Below are 24,380 nucleotides of genomic sequence, written 5' to 3'. Positions count from 1 at the left end.
GGCTAAAAACGAAAAACCCGCAGTCTTCCAGTCAACTGGTCGATTGCGGGCTCCGTTCTTTACACTTAATGTCAGTGCGGTATGGTCAGCTCACCTTGCCACAACACTGCTTGAACTTTTTGCCGGATCCGCATGGGCAGGGTTCGTTACGGCCCACTTTGCGATCCTGTCGCACGAAGGTTTCAGGTGCTGCTTGGCCTTCACCCCCTAGCTCACCTTCGCCCTGCGCAGTCGCGCTGGTTTCGTCGTGGCGCAGACGCGCTTTGGCAAGTTCTTGCTCCAGTTCTTCTTTACGACGGCGCTCAACCTCTTCCATCTCTTCCCGGCTTTGAACCCGAACATGACAGAGAACGCGCGTTACATCACGCTTCATGGTTTCAAGCATGGTTTCAAACAGGTTAAACGCTTCACGCTTGTACTCCTGCTTCGGGTTCTTTTGGGCGTAGCCGCGCAAATGGATACCACGACGTAGGTGGTCCATGTTGGAAAGGTGCTCTTTCCACAAAGTATCAAGAACCTGCAGGAATACCTGCTTTTCAAATTTACGCATGGACTCAGCACCAGCCACCTCTTCCTTGGCCCGATACGCCGCCACAATTTCATCAAGAATTTTCTGGCGTAAACTATCTTCGTATAGCTTTTTGTCCTCTTCCAACCAGGACTGAACTGGCAGGTCGATGGCCATTTCTGATTGCAGTTGCGATTCCAAACCAGCCACATCCCACTGCTCAGGCATGCTCTGAGGTGGGATGTGTTCGCTAACAAGCGTATCAACAACATCCTCACGTATGGTATCGACCATCTCGGAGACGTCTTCAGAAGACATTACTTCATTTCGCTGATCGTAAATAACCGTTCGCTGGTCATTGGCTACGTCATCATATTCAAGCAGCGTTTTACGCATGTCGAAGTTGCGGCCCTCGACCTTGCGTTGGGATTTTTCAATGGCGTTGGTGACCATCCGGTGCTCGATCGCCTCGCCCTTCTTCATTCCCATGGCCTGCATCAGACTCTTGACCCGGTCCGGTGCGAAGATACGCATCAGGTTATCTTCAAGCGACAAGAAGAAACGGGAAGAGCCCGGATCCCCCTGTCGTCCGGCACGGCCACGCAACTGGTTGTCTATACGACGGGACTCATGGCGCTCGGTACCCACAATGTGCAAACCACCGGCTTCCAGAACCTGATTGTGGCGTTCTGTCCACTCGGCTTTGAGGCGCGCAATTTCTTCTTCTGTGGGGTTTTCCAGCGCAGCAGCTTCGTGCTCCCAGTTGCCACCGAGTACAATATCTGTACCCCGGCCAGCCATGTTAGTGGCGATAGTAACTGCTCCGGGACGACCGGCCTGAGCGATAATTTGTGCTTCAGACTCGTGCTGTTTAGCGTTAAGAATCTTGTGCTCGATGCGTGCTTTTTTCAGGAGCATAGACAGCAACTCGGAGGCCTCGATAGAAGCCGTACCCACAAGGATAGGTCGCCCTTCGCCAGTCACATCCTTGATTTCATCAATGATGGCGTGGAACTTCTCTTCCTGTGTCAGATATACAAGGTCGTTGTAATCGATGCGCTGAATCGGCTTGTTGGGCGGTATAACCACTACATCTAGGCCATAAATCTGGCGGAATTCGAAGGCTTCGGTATCCGCCGTACCCGTCATGCCAGCAAGCTTGTCATAAAGCCGGAAATAATTCTGGAAGGTGGTCGACGCCAGCGTTTGGCTTTCGGCTTGAATCTTGAGACCCTCTTTGGCCTCCATAGCTTGGTGCAGCCCCTCACTCCAGCGACGACCAGGCATTGTGCGGCCTGTATGCTCGTCAACAATAACAACCTGACCACCCTGAACAATGTAATCGACATCTTTCTGAAACAAATGGTGGGCGCGGAGTGCTGAGTGGACATGGTGCAGCAAGCTGAGGTTGGCAGCGGAATATAGGCTCTCACCCTCTTCCAGCAACTGACGGCCCAACAGCAACTCTTCAACCCGCTCATGCCCGGCTTCAGTCAATTCTACCTGCCGGGACTTTTCGTCGATGGTGAAATCACCGGAGGATTCACCCTCTTCACTAACCTCTCCCTTTTCTAAGCTGGGAATCAGTTCGTTAATAGCGAGATAGGCTTTGGAGCTGTCTTCAGCAGCGCCAGAAATGATCAGTGGTGTGCGGGCTTCGTCAATAAGAATGGAGTCAACTTCGTCTACAATCGCGTAGTGGAGACCACGCTGCACCTTATCTTCGGTGCTGAATGCCATGTTATCCCGCAGGTAATCAAAGCCGAATTCGTTGTTCGTACCGTAAGTGATATCCGCTTGGTATGCAGCGCGCTTCTCTTCGGCCGGTTGGCCAGATACAACAACACCAACCTGCAATCCTAGGAAGCGATACAGCTTACCCATCCACTCGGCGTCACGGCTTGCTAGGTAGTCATTCACGGTTACTACGTGCACACCCTTGCCTGGCAATGCATTCAAATACACGCCAGCGGTCGCGACCAGCGTTTTACCCTCGCCAGTCTTCATCTCCGCAATCCGACCCTCGTGCAGGGTAATACCGCCAATCAGCTGCACATCGTAATGTCGCATACCCATAACGCGGCGCCCTGCCTCACGAACAGTGGCAAAGGCTTCAGGCAGCAATGCATCCAAGCTCTCGCCTTCGTCGAGCCGGCGACGGAACTCGGCCGTCTTGCCTTGCAACTCAGAATCCGCAAGATTACCAAACTGCTCTTCAAGTTCGTTAACTCGCAAAGCGAGCTTGCGCATTCTCTTGATTTCTCTGGCATTTTTACTGCCAAACATCTTGGTTGCAAACTTTGAGAACATAGACTACAGCTTCTTTGATTGAACGGAGGAAGCCAGCATTCTAACCTTATTTTGCAGGAGTACAAAAGGCAGAGCTCACATACCCGGCGTTAAGGAGCTATCCTATGCAAAATAAGGGGGTTGATACGGCTGGCGGGGCTTAAAGAAGGCCGGATAACATCTACAAAATTAACGGCTGGCTCTTTTAATGTAAGTTTCCGGATTTTCACTTTTTCCGTTACGGATAACTTCAAAGTGCACGTGAGGCCCAGTAGAGCGGCCAGTGCTCCCCATAAGCGCCAGTACTTGCCCCTTCTGGATCACATCACCTACTTGCACTTCAATGGTCTTGCAGTGGGCGTAGCGGGTAACAAGGCCGTCGCCATGGTCTACTTCAACCAGATTTCCATAACCGTTGCGCTCGGAGGCATAGGTAACTACGCCGCCCGCCACTGAAATAATGTCGCTGCCTTCTTTACCCGCGAGGTCAACGCCTGCGTGCCAGGTACGCTTGCCGGTAAATGGGTCGGAACGATAGCCATAGCGCGAGGACAACCACCCCCAAGTGATCGGACGCCCCTCCAAATACAGTTCGTCTTCAAGTTTTTGGCGGGAAGAAACCTGATCCAGAAGGCGCAATTGTTGTTCGCGATCCAGCATCTTTCGCTCTAATTCATCAATCATCCGAGTCAACTCGGGAGCAGAGAAAGAGTCGGCAGGGAGCGAGTCTTCAGGGCCACCCACCGCCGCTGGCTGATTGAAATCGAACTCATCACTGGCAACTAGACCAGACTCAACAAAGCGCTGACCTAAGGCATCTAAGCGCAACAAGCGACCCTGAATCTGGCCAAGACGCAGCGTGAGCGCATCCACCTGATCCTGAACATTCTGCTGAAGACTGGCCAACTCCGTTTTCTGCTTGCCCAACTCATTTTGCCAATGGGCTACCAGCTCGGAATCCGTTGGCTCTTCATGGCCTTTCGTCTGGCCTATTGCAGCGCTATATCCCGCCCAGCTGGCCGCGGCTACCAGCGCAATCAAAACAAAGCAACAGGCAGCAACAGTAACGGCATTGAGCGCCAGCACACGGGACTTGCCGTGGCTTTTGCCAACAAGAATGATATTCATAATGTTGTCTGACTTCATTTAAGAACTGCAACCATCTCCTGTAGTGTCGCAGCCCGGAATGTTCCGAGTGGGTTTGCCATCCTTAGCAACAACTACGTACTAATAAATCGTAGCGCCCGGTAGACATACTTATTTACAACAAGGTAAAACAAGATCAGCTATGGTGCTACGCACGAAACGTGCAGAAGTGTAACCAATCGTTAAGCTAATCGTCGAGAAGAAAACGCCGCATGAAGCGAAAAAGTGAACAAAAACTGACCTTCGACAACCTAGGTAAAACGCCAGGGCTAAGGGAGTTGGTCGCAAAAGCCCGCACCCACAGTAAAGCGGAAGAAGAGGTTATAGCTTCACTACCGCCAGCATTAATGGAAGGCACCCGCTTTGTATGTTGTTTGGAGGGTGAGCTGACCCTCTCTGCGGAAAGCGCCGGAAAGGCAAGTCAAATCCGCTTCCGCCAGCATGAAATCATGGAAAAATTGCGGGAAAACGAACTGTTCCGCTTTGTGTGGAAGCTCAAAGTAAAGGTTGTACCGCCCCGGTTTAGCGAAAAACGACCGGTTAAAAAGTTAGTGCTTAGCAAAGAAAATGCCCGACTCCTCAAAGAAGAAGCCGAGCACACGAAGGACAAAAAATTACGCGAGGTTCTCGAAAAACTCGCAAGCCACGTCCGGGATTAAGGCATCCAGCCTTAAGCTGGCACGGCTAGCACGGGCTTCATGTAAGAGATGGGCGCGGTTTCTTTGTCATCAAAGGTAACCACCTCCCATGCATCCTCTTCTGCCCTGAGCTTGCGCAGTAGCTTATTGTTCAGATCGTGACCGGACTTGATACCACGGAACTCACCAATCAGGCTATTGCCCAACAGGTACAAGTCCCCAATCGCGTCCAGTACTTTGTGTTTGACGAACTCATCCTCGTAACGAAGACCGTCTTCGTTCAGGATTTTGTAGTCGTCTACCACAATGGCGTTGTCTACACTGCCACCCAGCGCCAGATTCATTGCCCGCAGCTTTTCAATATCACGCATAAACCCGAAAGTTCTTGCGCGACTGACTTCCTTCACGAAAGACGTGCTTGAAAAATCTACAGTCGCAGTCTGGGCACGACCTTTGAACACAGGGTGATCAAAGTCGATGCCGAAGCTCACTTTGAAGCCTTCAAACGGCAGGAAGGTAGCCTTCTTGTCGCCTTCTTCAATGGTCACTTCTCGCTTGATGCGAATGAATCGCTTGGCAGCTTCTTGCTCGGCAATGCCAGCAGACTGCAGCAGAAAGACGAACGGGCCGGCGGAGCCGTCCATGATCGGCACTTCAGCAGCGCTCAGTTCCACATAACAGTTATCGATACCGAGACCAGCCATGGCAGACAACAAATGCTCTATTGTCGCCACACGGACACCGTCTTTTACCAGCGTCGTGGACAGCATGGTCTCACCCACATTTTCAGCGCAGGCCAGAATTTCGACCACAGGGTCGAGATCGGTGCGGCGGAAAATGATTCCCGAATCTATCGGCGCGGGCTTGAGGGTAAGGTAAACCTTTTCCCCTGAGTGCAGCCCAACTCCCGTAGCACGGATCGTGTTTTTAAGTGTCCGTTGTCTGATCATCGGTTCGTTATTCCGTAAAAAATTGGCGATATTCTAAACAAAAACTTGCGCGCAGAATATCAAAAAATACGACTGAGTACCATTTACGCGAGTTGATATTGCGTAAACCCTACACAATCAAGCCGTTGGCTGTCAGCCGAACTCGATAATCAGTCAGCCTGTCTGCGAAGGAACGCGGGAATATCGAGATAGTCGACACCCTGCTCTTCGCTTTCTTTGCTCTGATCAATCGCTACATTGCCGTTTGATACCGCACGACGACGCAGGATTGCTGGGCGATCCAGCTGATTGTAATCCGTCTTGCCATCCAGAGTACGGGTGTTATCAACGACTTTGGTCGGCTTTTCGCGATCTCCGCCAAGACCTGTGGCAACAACCGTTACTTTCAACTCTTCAGTCATTTCCGGATCGATTACGGTACCCACAACAACCGTTGCAGAGTCCGATGCAAACTCACGCACAATATCGCCAACCTCGGAGAATTCGCCCAGATTGAGGTCCATACCGGCAGTGATATTGACCAGAATGCCCTTGGCGCCTTGCAAGTTGACGTCTTCCAGCAGCGGGCTGCGAATCGCCGCTTCGGCCGCTTCTCGTGCACGGTTTTCGCCGGTAGCGCGTGCAGTACCCATCATCGCCATACCCATTTCGGACATAACCGTTTTAACATCAGCAAAGTCGACGTTGATCATACCGTTTCGGGTGATCAGATCAGCAATACCTTGAACGGCACCAAGCAGAACGTCATTCGCGGCAGCAAAAGCATCCAGCAGACTGGTCTTTTTACCCAGAACCGCTAGCAACTTCTCGTTGGGAATGGTGATCAACGAATCAACACACTCTTCAAGCTCCCTGAGTCCTTCTTCGGCCAAGCTCATACGCTTGCCGCCTTCAAAGGTGAAAGGCTTGGTCACCACGGCAACGGTCAGGATGCCCATTTCCCGGGCCACTTCAGCAACAACAGGCGCTGCACCAGTGCCCGTACCGCCGCCCATGCCAGCGGTGATGAACACCATGTCTGCGCCTTTGATGGCTTCGGCGATGCGGTCGCGATCTTCAAGAGCAGATTGGCGGCCAATTTCAGGGTTAGCCCCAGCCCCCAAACCTTTGGTGATGTTGCCACCCAATTGGATGATCTGGCGCGCGTCCAAATCGGTCAGCGCCTGAGCATCTGTATTGGCGCAGATAAACTCTACACCCTCAATGTCGCTGTTAAGCATATGACGCACGGCGTTACCACCGCCTCCGCCAACACCGACAACTTTAATGACAGCGTTTTGTTGGACATTATCGACAAGTTCAAACATTCCCCTTCTCCTTCGTGCTGTTTCAGCCTTGTTCCAGGCTGTTTATTCGAGATTGTATTTTCGAGATACCTTCGTTTACTGCTTTCCCGGCACCGTCAGAAATGACCGGTAAACCAGGCTTTCATGCGCTCTAACAGCGAGGGTGCATCTTCACCCTTGAGCACCGGTGCCCGACCAAGATCCATTTGCCGGAAACCGTGTATCAACAACCCGACGCCAGTGGCGTAGATGGGGTTATTAACGACTTCTGTCATACCGGAGACTGCGTGTGGACACGCCAACCGTACCGGCATGTGGAAGATTTCTTCAGCCAATTCCACCACCCCTTCCATGGTTGAGGATCCGCCGGTTATCACGATGCCAGCGGGAATCAGGTCTTCGAATCCTGACCGACGCAACTCTGACTGCACGAGGGTAAACAGCTCCTCGTAGCGCGGCTCAACAACCTCTGCCAGCGCCTGCCGTGAAAGATCACGGGGTGCTCGGTCACCTACACTAGGCACCTTGATGGTTTCATCGGCACCCGCCAACTGCGTCAAAGCACACGCGTATTTGATTTTGATTTCTTCAGCATTCTGCGTAGGGGTGCGTAACGCCATCGCTATGTCGTTAGTAACTTGATCACCTGCAATCGGGATTACAGCTGTGTGGCGTATGGCGCCGCCGGTGAACACAGCGATGTCGGTGGTACCTCCGCCCATGTCCACAACGCAAACACCGAGTTCTTTTTCGTCGTCTGTAAGGATCGCGTGGCTAGAAGCCAGCTGCTCCAAGATAATATCGTCAGCCTCTAGGCCGCAGCGGCCAATACACTTTTCAATATTTTGGGCAGCATTGACGGCACAGGTAACGAGATGCACCTTTGCCTCAAGACGGACACCCGACATACCCATGGGCTCTTTGATGCCTTCTTGGTTATCAATCACGAATTCCTGCGGCAAGATGTGCAGGATTTTTTGATCCGCTGGAATGGCAACTGCCTGCGCCGCATCAATCACCCGGTCGATATCTGCCTGAGTAACTTCCCTATCACGAATGGCGACAATGCCGTGAGAGTTAAGGCTCTTTATATGGCTGCCCGCAATCCCTGCATACACAGAGTGAATACGGCAACCGGCCATCAATTCAGCTTCCTCAACTGCCCGCTGGATTGCCTGAACCGTGGTTTCGATGTTCACCACCACGCCCCGTTTGAGCCCGCGGGACGGATGGGAACCTATACCCACCACCTCAATGGTTCCGTCCATTTTGCGTTTGCCGACGATCGCAACCACTTTCGAGGTTCCGATATCGAGGCCGACAATCATGTTTTCCGTTTCAACCGATGACATGTGTTCCACCAAACCGTAGGTCTGAATTTACTGTTTCTATGTTTTCGGGCCGGAAGCAGCCTGAACCTGCTTCCACTGAACGGCTACACCATTGGTGTAGCGCGCATCTACCCGGCTAACTTCGTCCGACCGAGATATCAGCCGGTTTTCATAAACTGTAATAAAACGCTCAAAGCGCTTTGCAACTTGATCCCGACCGAGCACCACTTCAATTCCGTTTGAGAGGCGAAGCGTCCAAGCTCCACGCTGTTCCAACTCCAGCCCGGAAAAACCCAAACCGTGGGCCACCAGTTTGTCGCTCATAGTGCGGGCCATGCTGATCACATCGCGCACGCGCTCATCCGGCCCTGCGAGTTGCGGCAATCTCCCCGCCACATCGGGGTTGGGTGGCATAAATAGCTCCCCAGTGCGACTGACCAAACGTCCGTCTGTCCAATACGCTAGAGGCTTTTTCTCCCGTATGTTGATCTCCAGACGATCGGGCCATACGCGGCGTACCGCGACCGATTCTATCCATGGCCGCTTTTCAAGGTCGGTCTTGATGTCCGAAAGGTCCGTCGAAAAATAGCTCTTGCCGATCCAGTTTCCGGCTTGGCGTTCAAAAGCAACGCGGCTATCCCCGACAAACTCACCATTCACATCAATGGCCAGAATTTGCTGGTCCATAGCGCCCAGCACTTTCCCGGTTGCCCAGGGTACAAGGCCTGCCGCAAGCAAAATTGCGATACCCATGCCTGCTTGCAGCCAAGGCACTGCGGCCAACACCTGCTTCAACACTCCAAACCGGTCCTTCTCCGGCCCGAGAGTCGTTGCTCCCCGGCGCCGGGGAGGCTCGGACGGTATCGCCCGACTCCGGATCAGCAGTGTTTCAAGCATTAGCACCCTCCAGTGTGTCGAGAAGGATCCGTACAACCAATTCTTCAAAGCTGATACCTGCGGCTTTTGCAGACATAGGCACCAAGCTGTGATCGGTCATGCCCGGCACGGTATTCACCTCCAGCAACCAGAACTCGCCCTCCGCATCCTGCATAATGTCAACCCGACCCCAGGTGCGGCAGCCCACGACTCGAAACGCCTCTAAAGCAAGGTTCTGCAGCCTCGCTTCATCCTCGGGCGCTAAGCCACAGGGAATTCGGTAGCGGGTATCGTCCGCGAGATATTTCGCGTCATAGTCATAGAACACATGGTCTGTGCTCAGCCCTATGGCTGGCAAAGCCCGGTCCTGCAACAAACTGACCGTGAATTCCGGCCCTTCTACCCACTCTTCCACCAGCACTGAACTATCCAGTGCGGCCGCTGCCTCGAAGGCTTCAGCTAGCTCAACAGCGTTATGCACTTTGCGAATGCCAATACTGGAACCTTCCCGGGACGGCTTAACACTCAGAGGCGAGCGCAGCTCCTGAACTATTTGTTCCGCTTCATCCGCTGCCGACATGGTTTTAAACTTTGGCGTCGGTAAACCACAGCCAGCAAACACGTACTTGGTGCGCAACTTGTCCATCGCCAAAGACGACGCCATCACTTCGCTTCCGGTGTAAGGAATACCGGCTTGGGACAAAATGGCTTGTAGAGTTCCGTCTTCTCCACCACGGCCGTGCAAGGCAATGAAAACCCGATCGAATTCTGGGTTCTCAACTGTTTTCAACAAACAGCCTTGAACGTCTATGGCAAAGGCGTCTATACCGGCAGACACCAGAGCTGCAAGAACCGCCTTGCCGCTTTTAAGAGACACTTCACGCTCAGCTGAGTCTCCGCCCATAAAAACAGCCACACGCCCCAATGCCCGAACAACTTCTGGCTGGGCTTGGTACGCCGGGACTGCGGGATGCTGCAAATCACTCACCTGAAAACACTCCTTGCTCCGCCAGCCGGATCGCTATGCCACCGATATCCCCGGCACCCTGGGTAATCAAAAGGTCGCCGTCTTGCAGCACGCTGGACAGCAAGCTTTCTATTTCTCGATTGTCTTCCACAAACAAAGGTTCCACTTTGCCGCGCTGCCTTATGCTCCGGCATAGCGCCCTTCCGTCCGCGCCTGGCACGGCAGCTTCACCGGCGGAGTAGACATCCATAAGCAGAAGGCTGTCGACCTCTGATAGAACCCGTACAAAATCTTCATACAAATCACGAGTACGACTAAACCTGTGAGGCTGATACAGCATCACTAATCGGCGACCTGGCCAGGCATCGTGCGCAGCTCGAATGACGGCTTCCACTTCTGTGGGGTGGTGGCCATAGTCATCCACCAGAGTGACGATGCCGTTTGGCGTTTGGTAATCCCCGTAAACCTGAAACCGGCGTCCAACCCCTGCAAAAACAGCTAGCCCGCGACAGATTGCTTCGTCTGCAACACCTTCATCCGTGGCGACGGCAATCACCGCGAGGGCGTTCAAAACATTGTGACGGCCCGGCATTTTTAGTTCGACGTTAAGGTCGCTACGTCCACCCGGTCGCTTAACCACAAAGTGTGTTTTAAGGCCGTCTGTCACTATGCGCTCGGCACGATAATCAGCATCTGGATTGCTAATGCCATAAGTGATGATGGCGCGGGAAATTCGGGGGATGATTTCGTTCACGTAGTCATCATCCACGCACATAACAGCCAGCCCGTAAAACGGCAGGTTGTGGAGAAAATCCACAAACGTCTGCTTAAGCTTTTCTACGTCGCCGTCATAGGTATCCATATGATCGGCTTCGATGTTGGTCACTACCGACACCGTCGGCGTTAGATGCAGGAACGAGGCATCGCTCTCATCCGCCTCGGCAACCAAATATCGGGACCCGCCCAACTTGGCATTGGTGCCTGCACTGTTCAACTTGCCACCGATTACAAATGTCGGATCAAGCCCAGCTTCGCCGAGCACCGACGCAATCAAACTGGTGGTCGTTGTCTTACCGTGGGTTCCAGCAACAGCAATGCCGTGGCGATAACGCATAATTTCGGCCAGCATTTCTGCTCTGGGCACAATGGGCACCCGTCGGCTACGGGCGGATACCATTTCCGGGTTATCCGATGCAACAGCGGAAGACACAACAACCACATCAGCTTTCGCGCTGTTCTCTGCCCTATGACCGATGTGAATTTCAATATCCATGGCTTTAAGTCGGTTAGTAACCACACCTTCTTTCAGGTCTGAACCAGACACATCGTAGCCTTGGTTTTTTAGCACCTCGGCAATACCGCTCATGCCAGCACCACCAATACCCACAAAGTGAATGTGGCGAATCCGGCGCATTTCCGGTACTTGAAACGCGAGCGGCGGATTGGTTGTTTCAGCCATTAGCGGCCTCCAAGCAATAATTTACGACTCGCTCCGTTGCGTCAGGGCGGGCCAAAGTATGTGCAGCCTTGGCCATTTCCAAGACCCGAATTCGATCCTTGGAAAGGTCGCCCAAAGTTTCTGCCAGCACGGTTGGGGTCAGCCGCGACTGAGGTATCAATACAGCGGCTTTCGCATTGACCATTTGCTGGCCGTTTTTCGTTTGATGATCATCCACCGCATGGGGGAACGGCACCAGCACCGCTCCAATACCCGCTGCACAAAGCTCCGAAATTGTCAGCGCACCCGCGCGGCATAGCACGATGTCTGCCCAGCTGTAGGCTTCCGCCATATCCTTAATAAATGGCTCAACATCCGCATCAACCCCATGCTGGTCATAAGAAGCGCGCGCAGCCTCAAGATGTTTTTCACCGCACTGATGCCTTACCTGAGGCCGCTCCTGTTGCGGCAGCATTGCCAAAGCTTCCGGCAACTGCTGATTAAACACTTGCGCGCCAAGACTGCCGCCGACCACCAGAATGCGCAGCGCTTTATTGGTCTCACCGGGTTCGCTTGAACGCTCGGCCAATCTCTGTTCCGGTGCTGGTAGCGCTACTAGATCTTGACGCACTGGATTGCCGGTACACCGGGTGATTACCTCCGACCCAAAGCTTCCGGGGAAAGCTTCCAGTACCGTTTTCGCAAACCGCACCAGAAGGCGGTTGGTCATTCCTGCAATGGCGTTTTGCTCATGGATTACCAAGGGCGTTCGCGTCAGCCAAGCCGCTACACCGCCCGGGCCGGTCACAAATCCACCCATACCAACCACGCAGTCGGGGCGAATGCGTCGCACGATGGTGAAAGCTTCGCCCAGCCCGCGCATTAGCCGAAAGGGTGCCAGTATCAAGGCCAACTTGCCTTTGCCACGAAGCCCGGAGATATGGATCAGAGACAAGGGAATACCCGTATCACTAATCAACCGTTCTTCCATGCCCCCAACGGCGCCTAGCCAGTGCACCTCATGACCCTTCGCCTCAAGTGCGCGGGCAGTGGCTAGCGCGGGGAACACATGCCCTCCGGTACCTCCGGCCATCATTAAAAAGCGGCGCGATTTAGTCATAACGCGCCCCCTTTCTCTTCCGAGGGCTGGTCTTTTCCGAAGCCTGCTTTTCGCTATCTAACCGTTCCATCTCAACTCTGGCGAGAATCCCGATACACACACAGCTAACCATCAGGCTGGAGCCGCCATAACTCACCAGTGGCAGGGTCAACCCTTTGGTGGGCAACAATCCGGTGCTGACTGCCATGTTGATACCCGCCTGCAGGCCGATCAGCAACGTAATGCCATAAGCAAAGCAGGCACCAAACGGCATATCCGCTTTTTCAGCGCGCCTGGCAATCACGAAACCGGTTACAACCAGCAGGGTAAATAGACCAAGCACAATCAATGAACCGAGCAACCCGAACTCTTCCGCAATGATCGCGAAGATAAAATCTGTATGGGCTTCCGGTAAAAAAAACAGCTTTTGAATCGAGTTGCCCAAGCCAACGCCGCCCCATTCGCCACGCCCGAACGCAATCAATGACTGGGTAAGCTGGTAGCCGGTATCGAACTGGTCTTTCCAAGGATCCAGATAGCTCACTACACGCTTCAGGCGATAGGGCTGAGTCAGCACCAGAACGACCCCAGCCGCCGCCATAGCCGCGACGAGCGGAATAAATCTTCCAAGACGAACGCCACTCAAAAAAATCATACCGGTCGCTGCGGTCACCAGAACAACCGTGGCACCAAAATCGGGCTGCAACATTAGCAGAATCGATGCGACAACCAAGATTCCCAGCGGCTTCAAGAAGCCCGGCCAGGTGCCCAACAATGCTTCACGGCGCCGCACGACGTATCCAGCGAAATACGCGATAAGACACAGCTTCGCCACTTCCGATACCTGTACGTTGAACAGACCAAACGGAATCCATCGGGTAGAACCGTTCACCGTGCGCCCTAAGGGTGTAAGAACCAAAATCAGAGCCAAAAAGCCGATACCAAGTAGCAGCCAGCCACTGCGCTCCCACCAAGCCACAGGCACATTGACCGACACCAGCGCGAGCATGCAGCCCATAACCGCGAACAGGAGTTGCCGAATCACATAGTGGTAGCCATTGCCTAGGGTCTCTATTGCCATGTCCATGGAGGCTGAAGAAATCATCACCACGCCGATAAGCAACAAAGCAACCGACGTTATGACCAGCACTGGCAGAGGCTGGATTTCCCCCAACCATTGAGTCCGCACTGGAGTTGCTGACAGTCCTGCTTGCATCAGACCACCTCCCTCAGCGCCTGAACCAGATTGCGGAACTGATCACCTCGGTCGATGTAATCCCGGAACATGTCGAAGCTCGCGCAGGCTGGAGAAAACAGAACTCGATCGTTATCCAGAGCCAACTCCGCAGCCTTCTTCACCGCATCGGCTAAAGATTCTGCGCGATAAATTGGAAGGTCTACGTCTAGAGCGCCCGCAATCCGATCTGCGTCGCGGCCGATTAACACCACAGCGCGGCAGCAGCACCTAACGGGTTCCGCCAGCTCTGAAAACGCTGCACCCTTGCCATCACCACCGGCGATCAACACTAATTTACCGCTACCCTCCGGCACCAAACTTTTTATAGCGGCAACGGTGGCTCCGACATTCGTTCCTTTCGAGTCGTTGATGTACTCCACCCCGGCACGGTTACTCACAAACTCGCAGCGGTGTGGCAACCCGTTGAACTCACGGGCAGCGGCCAGCATGGCGTTCATTGGCAGTCCGGCAGCATGGCCCAAGGCTAACGCCGCCATCACATTGCTGAGGTTGTGCCAGCCCACAAGCCTTAGCTCATTGGCATTCAAAAGATTTTCGAACCCAAAGGTTATCCAGACGCCCTGATCGTCCTCTCGCGTGCTGAACGTTTCCGGGTTAACGCGATTGAACCCGAAACATAAAAACCGCAAGGTATCTCGCGCCATGGGCGTACTCAGTGCGTCATCCAGATTCACAATGGCATTTCGGCAGCCGTTGTATATTCTCTGTTTGGCTTGGAAGTAAGCCATTTTGTCCGGGTAGCGATCCATATGGTCATCACTAACGTTCAGTAACGTCGCTGCCAGCGCATTGAGTTCCGAAGTGGTTTCCAATTGGAAGCTGGAGAGCTCTAACACATACAGCTCCGCACCAAGTCCCAGTAAGTCCAGTGCAGGCGTTCCGATATTCCCGCCAACTTGAACCTTGCGACCAGCGGCCCGAGCCATCTCGCCCAACAAGGTAGTGACTGTGGTTTTCCCATTGGAGCCGGTGATAGCCACAACCGGTGCATCGGCTGCTTCGGCAAACACATCTATATCACCCCGTAGGCGCGCACCTTGCTCCGCTGCATAGGCAATGGCCGGTTCAGCAATGCTGATTCCCGGGCTTACGATCAACTCATTGAACCCTGCAAACAGTTCACGATTGAACGGCCCAAGATAAACCGGGATATCCGGCCACCCGGCACGCAGGTCATCTAGACACGGAGGCGCTTCGCGGCTGTCAGCCACTGCGATGTCCCGCCCCTGAGCAGACAGATAGCGCACACAGGAGAGCCCGGTTTTACCCAGCCCTGCTACCAATGTGCGGCGATCTGACGTGATGACACTCATAATCAGTCCGGTTTCCTATCGCAACTTCAGACTGGCAAGGCCAATCAGAACGAGAATGACTGTAATAACCCAGAACCGCACAATCACTCGCGGCTCCGGCCAGCCCTTAAGCTCAAAGTGGTGATGCAAGGGCGCCATCCGGAAAATCCGACGTCCGGTCAACCGGAATGAAGCCACCTGTAGAATCACCGACACCGTCTCCATTACGAACACGCCGCCCATAATGAAGAGAATAATTTCCTGTCGCACAATCACCGCTACCACACCAAGTGCTGCACCGAGTGCCAATGCACCAACATCGCCCATGAAGACTTGAGCGGGATAGGTGTTGAACCAAAGAAAACCAAGCCCAGCGCCAACCAGCGCCCCGCAGAACACAATAAGCTCGCCGGTGCCGGGCAAGTGCGGTATCAACAAATAATTCGCAAATTGCACGTTGCCGGACACATACGCAAAGATGCCCAGTGCGCCGGCGACCATGACCGTGGGCATAATTGCGAGGCCATCCAAGCCATCGGTCAGATTCACGGCATTGCTGCTGCCGACAATCACGAAATAGGTCAGCAGGATAAAGAGCACAGGGCCAAGAGTCAGCGAGACGTTTTTCAAGAACGGCAGGTAAAGCGATGTTTCCTGGGGCAAAGCAGAGCTGAAATAGAGCACGATGGCTGCGGCAGCGCCGATCAGCGACTGCCAAAAATACTTCCAACGTGCAGGCAAACCGCGTGGGTTGCGCTCGACCACTTTACGGTAATCATCAACCCAGCCAACCGCGCCGAATAGCATGGTGACCAACAAGGTGACCCACACATAACGATTGGAGAGATCAGCCCAGAGCAGCGTGGTGATGCCTATAGATACTAAAATCAGCGCACCACCCATAGTGGGGGTGCCAGCTTTGCTGAGGTGTGTTTGGGGCCCGTCATCGCGAATCGCCTGACCTATCTGGTATTGGCTCAATTTACGAATCATCAAAGGGCCGATAACCAAAGAGATCAGCAGGGCTGTCAAAGTGCCCAGAATCCCGCGCACGGTTAGGTACTGAAACACCGTCAGCGCCGAGAAATATTGTGATAGAACCTCTGTTAACCAGAGCAGCATGCGTTATTCACCTTGTTTTTGATCCCCTCCACCACAAGGTCCATGGCGGAACTTCTGGACCCTTTCACCAGCACCGTCATGGCTGGATGGTTCGTGCTAACTATGGCCTGTATGGCCTCGTCGTGTGTTTGATACATCTCGGTTGAGCCTCCAAATCCTTCCGCATAGCCTTCGCAACCGGCGCCCACCGTCAGCAGACGGTCAATACCGAGCTCGGCAGCATAGGCTCCTACTTCGCTGTGCAATTTGCGCGCAGTTGGCCCCAACTCTCCCATAGCCCCCAAAACCGCTACCTGTTTACCTTCGCGTTTTACAAGGACATTCAAAGCAGCCTTCATAGAGGCTGGATTGGCGTTGTAACTGTCATCAATTACCGTCAACTCTCCGGCCAAGTTGATAACCTGCAAACGTCCGCTCACCGGCTGCATGGCTGCCAACCCTTCGGTGATGGCAACATCTGTTGCGCCCAACTCCCGTGCTGCCGCAATGGCAAGTAGGATGTTGGTTACGTTGTGGTCGCCCTCCAAAGGCTGGGCTATACTGCAGGACCAACCCTCCGGCCCGGTCATAAACACATCAGGCTTGGCGCCTTTCGACTGAACTGCAACTGCTTTGTAGTCCGCATCGGCGTGGCCAATACGGCTGACGCTTACCACTCTGCGTTTGCCCGCACGAGCAAGCCACTGATCAAACGCGGGGTCATCCCGATTCAGGACCACCAACCCGGCATCTGCAACGCCCTCTATAATTTCGCCCTTGGCCTGTACGATATTCTCGTAACTACCAAAGCCCTCCAAGTGCGCTTGACCCGCGTTCGTGAGAATTACAACCTCCGGCTTGGTAATTGCGACTGTGTGGGCAATTTCTCCAAGTCCGCTGGCCCCCAGCTCGATAACACCGTATTGATGTTCCGGATTAAGGCCGAAAAGAGTCAGTGGCACACCAATGTGATTGTTCAGATTGCCTCGGGTCGCAAGCGTTTGGCCCATTTGCATCAGAATGGCGGCCGCAAGCTCTTTCACTGTGGTTTTGCCACTGCTACCGGTAATGGCAATCAGCCTTGCATCACTTTCATTCCGATTGCCTGCCGCCAGCCTCGCCAAGGCATCCACGGTATTGGCAACCACCAACTGTGGTATACCGGAACTGCTATCGACTGCGTCGACCTGAGCATCAACCACGGCACCGCTTGCACCGAGTTTCTGTGCAGCCTGCAAAAATTTATGGCCATCAAAATTCTCACCACGCAGAGCCACAAACAAATCGCCGGATTTTAAGGCGCGTGTATCTGTGGACACTCCAGAGAACTGAACCATTTCCAGTCCGTGGAATGCGCTTGTGGCGCCAGTAAAACGCACCGCTTCGTCGAGAGAGAAGGCGCGTATCATTGACTGCCTCCTTCAAGCTTGAACGCTTGACGCACATGCGCCACATCACTGAAAGGAAACTTTTGGCCAGCAATCTCCTGCCAAGACTCGTGGCCTTTTCCAGCGATAAGAACAAGATCGTCTGGTTTTGCCATGCTAATAGCGAAACGGATTGCCTCAGCACGATCGTGAATAACAGTGGCCGTATCCGGGCGCGAGAAGCCTGCCAGAATATCCTTCATAATGTTTACTGGGCTTTCTGTTCTGGGGTTGTCATCCGTAACAACAATGACATCGGCACTCTGTTCCGCCTCCTTCGCCATTTCTGGCCGCTTACCACTGTCCCGATCGCCGCCGCAACCGAACACGCAGATCAACCTGCCTGTAACGTGAGGCCGCAGTGCGGCTAAAGCATTTGCCAACGCATCCGGGGTATGGGCGTAATCCACTACTGCGCGAGCGCCACTCGTACCAGAGAAACGCTCAAGCCGCCCGGGTGGTGGAGCCAGCAGTTTCACCGCGTGCTGCACCTGCTCAACCGTCGCACCCAACGTCATTGCTGTAGCAATCGCCGCGAGCACGTTGCTGGCGCTGAAGCTCCCCATAAGAGGCGCCGAAAAACCAAAGAGGCCCCACTCACCATCCACTAACGCATCAAAACCGTCGTCTGTGGGGTGAAACTCTTTTAGCCACAGCTCCATTTCGGATTCGTGTAGGCTATAGCGAATGCGATCGCACTTACCTTCAAGCTTTTCGTAGAGCTGACGGCCGAAGGGGTCATCAAAATTGATCACGGAAAAATGCACGTCCTCCCGCTCGAAAAGACGTGCTTTGGCCGCTCCGTAAGACTCCATTGACCCGTGGTAGTCCAGATGATCTCGCGTCAAATTAGTGAACACAGCACCGGTTATCGATAAGCCGTCTACACGCCCTTGATCCAGACCGTGGGACGATACTTCCATTGCAGCCGCACGACCGCCACTGGAGAGAATGCCTGATAAGGCACGATTGATTTGAACGGCATCCGGTGTGGTATGGCTGGCCTCGTGCAATGCACCGGGCATTCCGTAACCCAAGGTTCCGAGAACCCCGCAAGGTGTGCCTGCGTGTTCTAACAGTTGGGCTATGTAATGACTGACAGACGTTTTGCCATTGGTACCTGTAACACCGATCAATCGTAATCGACGCGATGGGTGCTCATAAAAACGGGCAGCAAGCTTCCCCAACGACTTTCGCAGTTGTGCAACAGGTACAATCAGGGCTCCGTGATGCTCTCGACACTCACCACCGTTTTCCGACTCCAGCAACACAACCGTCGCGCCTGCCTTTATCGCGTTATCCACATAATGGTCAGCTGGTGTGCCTGCTCCGGCCATGGCAATAAAGGCCTCACCTGCCCGTATCTTGCGGCTATCCGTCTGCAACCCATGGATTGTCACATCAAAAACTGAAGGCAAAGGGGCAAAACCTTGCAACAAAGTGCTCAGAGACGTTATGCACATAGGCTCACCCCCGCTCCCCGATGCGTACCTGCTGCTGACCCGTCGTGCCAACTTCAAGTTCTGGTTTAACATTTAAAAGGCGAAGCGCATCACTCATCACCCGGGAAAACACGGGCGCAGCTATCTCGCCGCCGTAATACTCGCCAGACTGGGGTGCGTCTACCGCCACAACCGTCACTATTCTGGGGTTATCGATGGGGGCCATGCCGGCAAAAATCGCCTTGTATTGACTGTCCTCGTAACCTTGAGCACCAACCAAATGAACCGTTCCGGTTTTGCCCCCAGCGCTATAAAATCCCGGCTGGGCGCGCTTACCAGACCCTCTGGCAACGACCTCCCCTAGCATGTCTCGAACATCGCTGGCTACCTGCTCGGAAAGCACCCTCTCGCCAATAGGTTTTTCATTTAACTTCATCAGGCTTAGCGGGTACCGCACGCCGCCATTAGCAAGAACCATATAGGCTTGGGCCAACTGCAGCGCATTGACACTCATCCCGTAACCGTATGAAAGAGTTGCCTCTTCGGAAGGGCGCCACTTGGGCCTTGCTGGCAAAACACCAACGGCCTCGCCCGGAAATCCGATCCCGGTCGGCTGGCCAAATCCGAGCCGTGCGTAAAGGTTGCGAATCGTGTCGCCACCCAACTCCGAGGCAATTTTGCTAATGCCTACGTTGCTGGATTTGACGATGATATCGGTGAGGCTAATAACGCCGTAATTCCGGTAGTCGCGAATCGTAAACCGGCCAAATCGCCGGTAGCCGGGCGACGTATCAATAGTTGCGTTCACCGAATACAGCCCAGACTCTAATGCAGCGGCCATTGAAATTGGCTTCATGGTGGAGCCGGGCTCAAACAAGTCAGTGATGGCTTTGTTGCGGAGATTTTCCGATGCGAACTGACTGCGGTCGTTAGGGTTATAAGACCCTTGGTTGACCATTGCCAGAACCTCTCCGGTCTCAACATCCAACATAACGAGGGTGCCACCACGCGCTTTATGGGCGCTGACAACCGCTTTAAGCTCGCGGTACGCGAGATACTGGAGGCGAAGGTCTATGCTGAGCTCAAGGTTATGGCCCGGGGCCGCATCCCGAATCAGCGTTAAATCTTTAATGATCCGTCCGCGATTATCTTTTAGAACACGCTTGCGGCCGGATTCGCCGGACAGCCAGTCGTTATAAGCAAGCTCCATTCCTTCCTGACCGCGCTCATCAATATTGGTAAACCCCACTACATGTGCAGTTACCTCGCCAGCCGGGTAGTAGCGACGGTATTCTTGGCGCGTATAAATCCCAGGAATATCCAAATCCATGGCTTTTGCAGCCAGACCCGGCTGCACCTTTCTACGCAGGTAAATGAACTCTCGCTCTGCGTATGCCGCAAGGCGCTCGCGCAGCCGTGCTTCGCTAATATCCAGCACCCGCGCCAAATTCGCCAGACGCGGCTCGGCGGGATCTGTTTCCGAAGGGTTGGCCCAAAGTGTCTGTACCGGTGTACTAACCGCCAGCGGCTCGCCATAGCGATCGGTAACAACACCACGGTGGGCGTCGATGGTCTCCACACGAATCGTGCGAACATCACCCTGTTTGCGCAGAAAATCGTTATCTACAACGTGTAGGTCAACCAAACGCCAGCCAATCACCAGAACAACGATCAGGAATACACCCAGCACAAAGCCAAAGCGCCAAGCCTTTAAGCCTGCCGCCAACTTTTGGCTTAATGTTCTTACTGATTCCTGACTGGACAATCAGATCTCCCCAAGGTTATTTTCGTAAACTACCGGGACGCCAGCGGTGACATCAAAGGCACCAAGACAATATCTTGACGCCCCGGCGCTACCATGTTGAAACGTTCTGCGGCGAGCTTCTCTACGCGACCGTGGCCACCCATTGCGCTTTGCTCCAAAAGCAACTGACTCCACTCGGCCTGAAAACTGTCCCGCTCCGCCTGTAGTTGAGACAGCGTGTTAAAGAGAGTCCGGTTCTGATGACTACTTACAACTACGCCGATAGCAGAACCGACAAGCAGCACTGCCAGAACCAGAGATATCAGAACTTTTGTCTGCCGCGTTGCATCGAAAACCCGACGCGAGATCCGGACGGCAGCAACAACGCCTTCGCGAACCTTTTCCTTATTTAACTTTGCCGGTTTAACTTCCGGCTCTATAGCTACAGCGCCCATGATCATGCGCTCCCTTTTGGTGATGCTTGTTGATTGTCGATACGCTCCAGAACACGCATAACAGCGCTGCGGGCACGAACGTTCTCACTAACCTCGCCTGCACCGGCCTTACTAGCTTTACCTATCAACCTAAAGTCCGAAGCTTCCTGCGCGGCTGTCACCGGAATACCTTTGGGCAGCCGTGGACCGCGAGCCAGATCTCGCATAAAACGCTTTACTAACCGGTCTTCCAAAGAGTGAAAGCTGATCACAACCAGCCGCCCACCCGGTGCCAATCGGTCAACAGCCCCCTGCAACCCGGCCTCAAGATCTTCCAGTTCGCGATTAATAAAGATGCGAACTGCCTGAAACGTTCGGGTTGCCGGGTGCTTGTGCTTTTCTTTTTTAGGAACTGCTTCACTGATCAACGCCGCCAATTGCAGCGTTGTTTCGATAGGTGCTTCTTTACGGCGTTCGACAATCGAACGTGCAATACGGCGACCGAAGCGTTCCTCGCCATAGCGAAAGATCACATCCGCGATTTCACTCTCATCCGCATACGCCAGCCACTGAGCTGCACTTGGTGATTGCTGCGGATTCATGCGCATATCGAGTGGGCCGTCGCGCATAAAGCTGAAGCCTCTCGACGCATCATCCAACTGGGGTGACGACACACCTAGATCCATCAACACGCCATTGACCTGCTCCCAGCCTGCCTCAGACACCGCGCGACTCAACTCCGCAAAGGATCCGTGGAAGTGGCTGAAACGGGGCTCGGTTGCTGCAAACTCCTTGGCTACGCGTATAGCCTCGGGGTCCTTATCGATGCCGAGTAACTGCCCAGAAGCGCTCAAGCGCCCAAGAATGAGCTGACTATGTCCACCGCGACCAAAAGTTGCGTCTACATACTTACCGGCGGGGTCGCTGACCAGATAGTCGACCGCCGAATCCAGAAGCACCGAGCGATGGGAAAACTCCGCTCCCGCCTCCGGCTTGCGATCAGAGGTCATAGGGAAAGCGCCTCCATCTCTGGCGGCATATCTTCATCGCCTGGCGACTCATCAAGCCAAGCAAACCAGCGCTCCTCACTCCACAACTCTAGCTTCTTACCTTGCCCGATCAGCATTAGCTTTTTCTCAAGATGGGCGTAGCTGCGAAGTGTGGGCGGAACCAGAATGCGACCGGCGGAATCCATCTCCATGGGTGCGGCATTACCCAGCAACAAACGCTGCAAGCGCCGCGCTATCTTATTCATGTTTGGAAGCGCCTCGATTTTGGGGCGAAGAATCTCCCACTCAGGTTCCGGGTAAACCAATAAGCAACGCTCATCTCCGTCATTTGCCGTCAATACAATACGCCCACCGCAAACCTGCGCGAGACCTTCGCGCACCTTGGTGGGGATCGCCAAGCGACCCTTGGCGTCCATATTGATGGCATGACTGCCGAGAAAATTGCTCATCTACACTGTCTCTGGGGACTCGAAAACCACAAATAACCACTACGCACCACTTTTTCCCACTTGTGCACACTATAGAAACACGCAATTCACAATGCAAGCGCCGTAAACGGCGCCACTCTTGCGAAAGTTCCTTTTATGACAATAGGTTACAGCGGTTAACGCGAGCCAGAAATGACATTGCGGAAAAGAAAAGAAGGAAAATCAAACACCTGCAAAAATGTCTGGAGAAAACAAGTGAGGTGTAAGATTTTTTGGCTATAAGAAGCCGATTGTGAGAATAAACACATTTATTCAGTTAGAGAAAATGATGAGCTCGCCGATAAGCCGGGTTCTGTCGTGGACAGTCATTCATCTAGGGCCTACGTCACCATAGGCCTCAAGCAACCTACCCGAGTCCAGCGCGGGCCACGCCATAGGACTCCTATTTGGTCTTGCTCCAGGTGGGGTTTACCATCGCCGTGGACTGTTGCCAGCCACGCGGTGCGCTCTTACCGCACCGTTTCACCCTTACCGGCGTTCGTGAACAAGCCACGAACACTTAGGCGGTCTGCTTTCTGTTGCACTTTCCGTCGGCTCACGCCGCCCAGGCGTTACCTGGCACCTTGCCCTGCGGAGCCCGGACTTTCCTCCCCCGGTAAAAACCGGCGGCGACTGTCTGGCGAGCTCGGGCGTGACAATACTCCTGCACCACGCACCATGCAAGGAAAAGCACAGGCGAGAAAGTCAGCCCTCACTATCTTTTAGCTCCAAGGCGCGCTGATACAACTCATTTTTGCTCAGACCACTCACGCCAGAGGCGATCTTCGCCGCCTTCTTCAGCGGCAACTCTGCCATTAAGAGGCCCAGCAAATGGTCAACATCTAGCTCACCTGACATTAAGCCCGCCTCAGCCTTTTCTGCTCCCTTTACCATGACCACAAACTCGCCACGACTGCCATGAGGGTCTTCTGTTAATGCAGCATGTACATCAGCAGCCTCTCCGGAATAAAAGGTCTCGAAAGTTTTGGTAATCTCCCGGCCCAGCACAACCTCGCGTTGCACTCCCATTACCTCCGAGATATCCAAAACTGTACTCAATATACGGTGGGGAGACTCGTAAAAAACAAGCGTCGCCACCTCCTTCCGAAGCTCTTCCAAAACTGCTCGCCTGCCAGCACGTTTCGCTGGCAGGAAGCCCACAAACAGAAACCGATCTGTGGGAAGGCCAGCTGCGCTCAAAGCGGCAACCAAAGCGCAGGGGCCCGGGATCGGGCTCACTTGAACGCCCGCTGCTCTGGCTTCGCGAACCAACACATAGCCCGGATCGGAAATAAGCGGTGTACCGGCATCCGAAATCAACGCAACATCAGCCCCATCCAGCAACTGCCCCAGTATATTCTGGACCCTATCGCGCTCGTTATGGTCATGGAGCGCAATCATTGGCTTGCTGATACCGAGATGTTCCAAGAGCCGCCCACTGTGCCGCGTATCCTCTGCAGCAATAACAGCCACGCTTGAGAGAACTTTTACCGCGCGCGAGGAAAGATCTTCTAAGTTACCGATAGGTGTGGCTACGATGTAGAGCATTCCTCGCTTACCACCTGACTTTATTACCTGCCTAGCAGGTTGACCCGTTTCGGATTTCAAAATGTGAGCCTCGAATGAAGAGACGGCGCCACCATGACACCTGCGTCATGTGAATTGGCCCGGGAGCTG

The 24,380-nt window shown here is 53.8% G+C and carries 20 protein-coding genes and 1 other RNA gene; 1 reads left to right on the top strand and 20 read right to left on the bottom strand.

Annotated features, from left to right (window positions below):
* Window positions 1-85 precede the first annotated feature (85 nt).
* Complete coding sequence (gene secA, locus MWU62_RS16880; RefSeq protein ID WP_247115968.1) at window positions 86-2,818, bottom strand: preprotein translocase subunit SecA; 2,733 nt, start codon at window positions 2,816-2,818, stop codon at window positions 86-88.
* A 168-nt stretch (window positions 2,819-2,986) separates the two neighbouring features.
* Entirely contained in the window at window positions 2,987-3,943 is a 957-nt protein-coding gene (locus MWU62_RS16875; RefSeq protein WP_247115967.1) for a M23 family metallopeptidase, read from the bottom strand.
* 212 nt (window positions 3,944-4,155) lie between these two features.
* Between MWU62_RS16875 and MWU62_RS16870 the strand changes: the two genes are divergently transcribed.
* Entirely contained in the window at window positions 4,156-4,602 is a 447-nt protein-coding gene (locus MWU62_RS16870) for a DciA family protein (protein WP_247115966.1), read from the top strand.
* 11 nt (window positions 4,603-4,613) lie between these two features.
* On the opposite strand, the gene lpxC is transcribed toward MWU62_RS16870, so the two are convergent.
* The 18 genes from lpxC to rsmI form a co-directional block, all read right to left on the bottom strand.
* Entirely contained in the window at window positions 4,614-5,531 is a 918-nt protein-coding gene (gene lpxC / locus MWU62_RS16865) for a UDP-3-O-acyl-N-acetylglucosamine deacetylase (RefSeq protein ID WP_200367666.1), read from the bottom strand.
* A gap of 149 nt (window positions 5,532-5,680) precedes the next feature.
* Window positions 5,681-6,838 (bottom strand): cell division protein FtsZ, encoded by a 1,158-nt coding sequence (gene ftsZ, locus MWU62_RS16860; RefSeq protein ID WP_200367667.1) that lies wholly within the window; start codon window positions 6,836-6,838, stop codon window positions 5,681-5,683.
* A 95-nt stretch (window positions 6,839-6,933) separates the two neighbouring features.
* Window positions 6,934-8,169, bottom strand: coding sequence for a cell division protein FtsA (gene ftsA / locus MWU62_RS16855; protein WP_200367668.1), 1,236 nt, complete (start codon window positions 8,167-8,169; stop codon window positions 6,934-6,936).
* A gap of 36 nt (window positions 8,170-8,205) precedes the next feature.
* A complete protein-coding gene (locus tag MWU62_RS16850; protein WP_247115965.1) occupies window positions 8,206-9,045 on the bottom strand; it encodes a cell division protein FtsQ/DivIB in 840 nt (279 codons plus the stop codon).
* Window positions 9,038-10,012: a D-alanine--D-alanine ligase gene (locus tag MWU62_RS16845; protein WP_348645659.1), complete on the bottom strand. Its 975-nt coding sequence runs from the start codon at window positions 10,010-10,012 to the stop codon at window positions 9,038-9,040. Before MWU62_RS16845 ends, MWU62_RS16850 begins: the two co-directional genes overlap by 8 nt.
* A complete protein-coding gene (gene murC / locus MWU62_RS16840; RefSeq protein ID WP_247115964.1) occupies window positions 10,005-11,450 on the bottom strand; it encodes a UDP-N-acetylmuramate--L-alanine ligase in 1,446 nt (481 codons plus the stop codon). The genes MWU62_RS16845 and murC overlap by 8 nt, the downstream gene beginning before the upstream one ends.
* On the bottom strand, window positions 11,443-12,549 hold the full coding sequence (murG, locus tag MWU62_RS16835; protein WP_247115963.1) for an undecaprenyldiphospho-muramoylpentapeptide beta-N-acetylglucosaminyltransferase: 1,107 nt from the start codon (window positions 12,547-12,549) through the stop codon (window positions 11,443-11,445). Before murG ends, murC begins: the two co-directional genes overlap by 8 nt.
* Window positions 12,542-13,744, bottom strand: coding sequence for a putative lipid II flippase FtsW (ftsW, locus tag MWU62_RS16830; protein WP_247115962.1), 1,203 nt, complete (start codon window positions 13,742-13,744; stop codon window positions 12,542-12,544). The genes murG and ftsW overlap by 8 nt, the downstream gene beginning before the upstream one ends.
* Complete coding sequence (gene murD, locus MWU62_RS16825) at window positions 13,744-15,099, bottom strand: UDP-N-acetylmuramoyl-L-alanine--D-glutamate ligase (RefSeq protein WP_247115961.1); 1,356 nt, start codon at window positions 15,097-15,099, stop codon at window positions 13,744-13,746. Before murD ends, ftsW begins: the two co-directional genes overlap by 1 nt.
* A gap of 15 nt (window positions 15,100-15,114) precedes the next feature.
* Window positions 15,115-16,200 (bottom strand): phospho-N-acetylmuramoyl-pentapeptide-transferase, encoded by a 1,086-nt coding sequence (gene mraY, locus MWU62_RS16820; RefSeq protein WP_200367702.1) that lies wholly within the window; start codon window positions 16,198-16,200, stop codon window positions 15,115-15,117.
* A complete protein-coding gene (murF, locus tag MWU62_RS16815; protein WP_247115960.1) occupies window positions 16,185-17,588 on the bottom strand; it encodes a UDP-N-acetylmuramoyl-tripeptide--D-alanyl-D-alanine ligase in 1,404 nt (467 codons plus the stop codon). The genes mraY and murF overlap by 16 nt, the downstream gene beginning before the upstream one ends.
* Window positions 17,585-19,069 (bottom strand): UDP-N-acetylmuramoyl-L-alanyl-D-glutamate--2,6-diaminopimelate ligase, encoded by a 1,485-nt coding sequence (locus tag MWU62_RS16810; protein WP_247115959.1) that lies wholly within the window; start codon window positions 19,067-19,069, stop codon window positions 17,585-17,587. Before MWU62_RS16810 ends, murF begins: the two co-directional genes overlap by 4 nt.
* Before the next feature lie 4 nt (window positions 19,070-19,073).
* Window positions 19,074-20,813, bottom strand: coding sequence for a penicillin-binding protein 2 (locus MWU62_RS16805; protein WP_247115958.1), 1,740 nt, complete (start codon window positions 20,811-20,813; stop codon window positions 19,074-19,076).
* A 29-nt stretch (window positions 20,814-20,842) separates the two neighbouring features.
* On the bottom strand, window positions 20,843-21,247 hold the full coding sequence (gene ftsL / locus MWU62_RS16800) for a cell division protein FtsL (RefSeq protein ID WP_247115957.1): 405 nt from the start codon (window positions 21,245-21,247) through the stop codon (window positions 20,843-20,845).
* 2 nt (window positions 21,248-21,249) lie between these two features.
* Window positions 21,250-22,236, bottom strand: coding sequence for a 16S rRNA (cytosine(1402)-N(4))-methyltransferase RsmH (rsmH, locus tag MWU62_RS16795; protein ID WP_247115956.1), 987 nt, complete (start codon window positions 22,234-22,236; stop codon window positions 21,250-21,252).
* Window positions 22,233-22,685, bottom strand: coding sequence for a division/cell wall cluster transcriptional repressor MraZ (mraZ, locus tag MWU62_RS16790; RefSeq protein ID WP_200367730.1), 453 nt, complete (start codon window positions 22,683-22,685; stop codon window positions 22,233-22,235). Before mraZ ends, rsmH begins: the two co-directional genes overlap by 4 nt.
* Before the next feature lie 304 nt (window positions 22,686-22,989).
* An RNA gene (gene rnpB / locus MWU62_RS16785) (RNase P RNA component class A) lies at window positions 22,990-23,352 on the bottom strand.
* A gap of 56 nt (window positions 23,353-23,408) precedes the next feature.
* Window positions 23,409-24,251 carry a 16S rRNA (cytidine(1402)-2'-O)-methyltransferase gene (rsmI, locus tag MWU62_RS16780; RefSeq protein ID WP_247115955.1) on the bottom strand — a complete coding sequence of 281 codons (843 nt, stop codon included), beginning with the start codon at window positions 24,249-24,251 and terminating at the stop codon, window positions 23,409-23,411.
* Between the last annotated feature and the right edge of the window lie 129 nt (window positions 24,252-24,380).

The organism is Marinobacter sp. S6332, assembly GCF_023016045.1.
Taxonomy (GTDB): domain Bacteria; phylum Pseudomonadota; class Gammaproteobacteria; order Pseudomonadales; family Oleiphilaceae; genus Marinobacter.
Note: the sequence above shows the minus strand (reverse complement) of the source record. Positions and strands in the feature narration are given on the sequence as shown.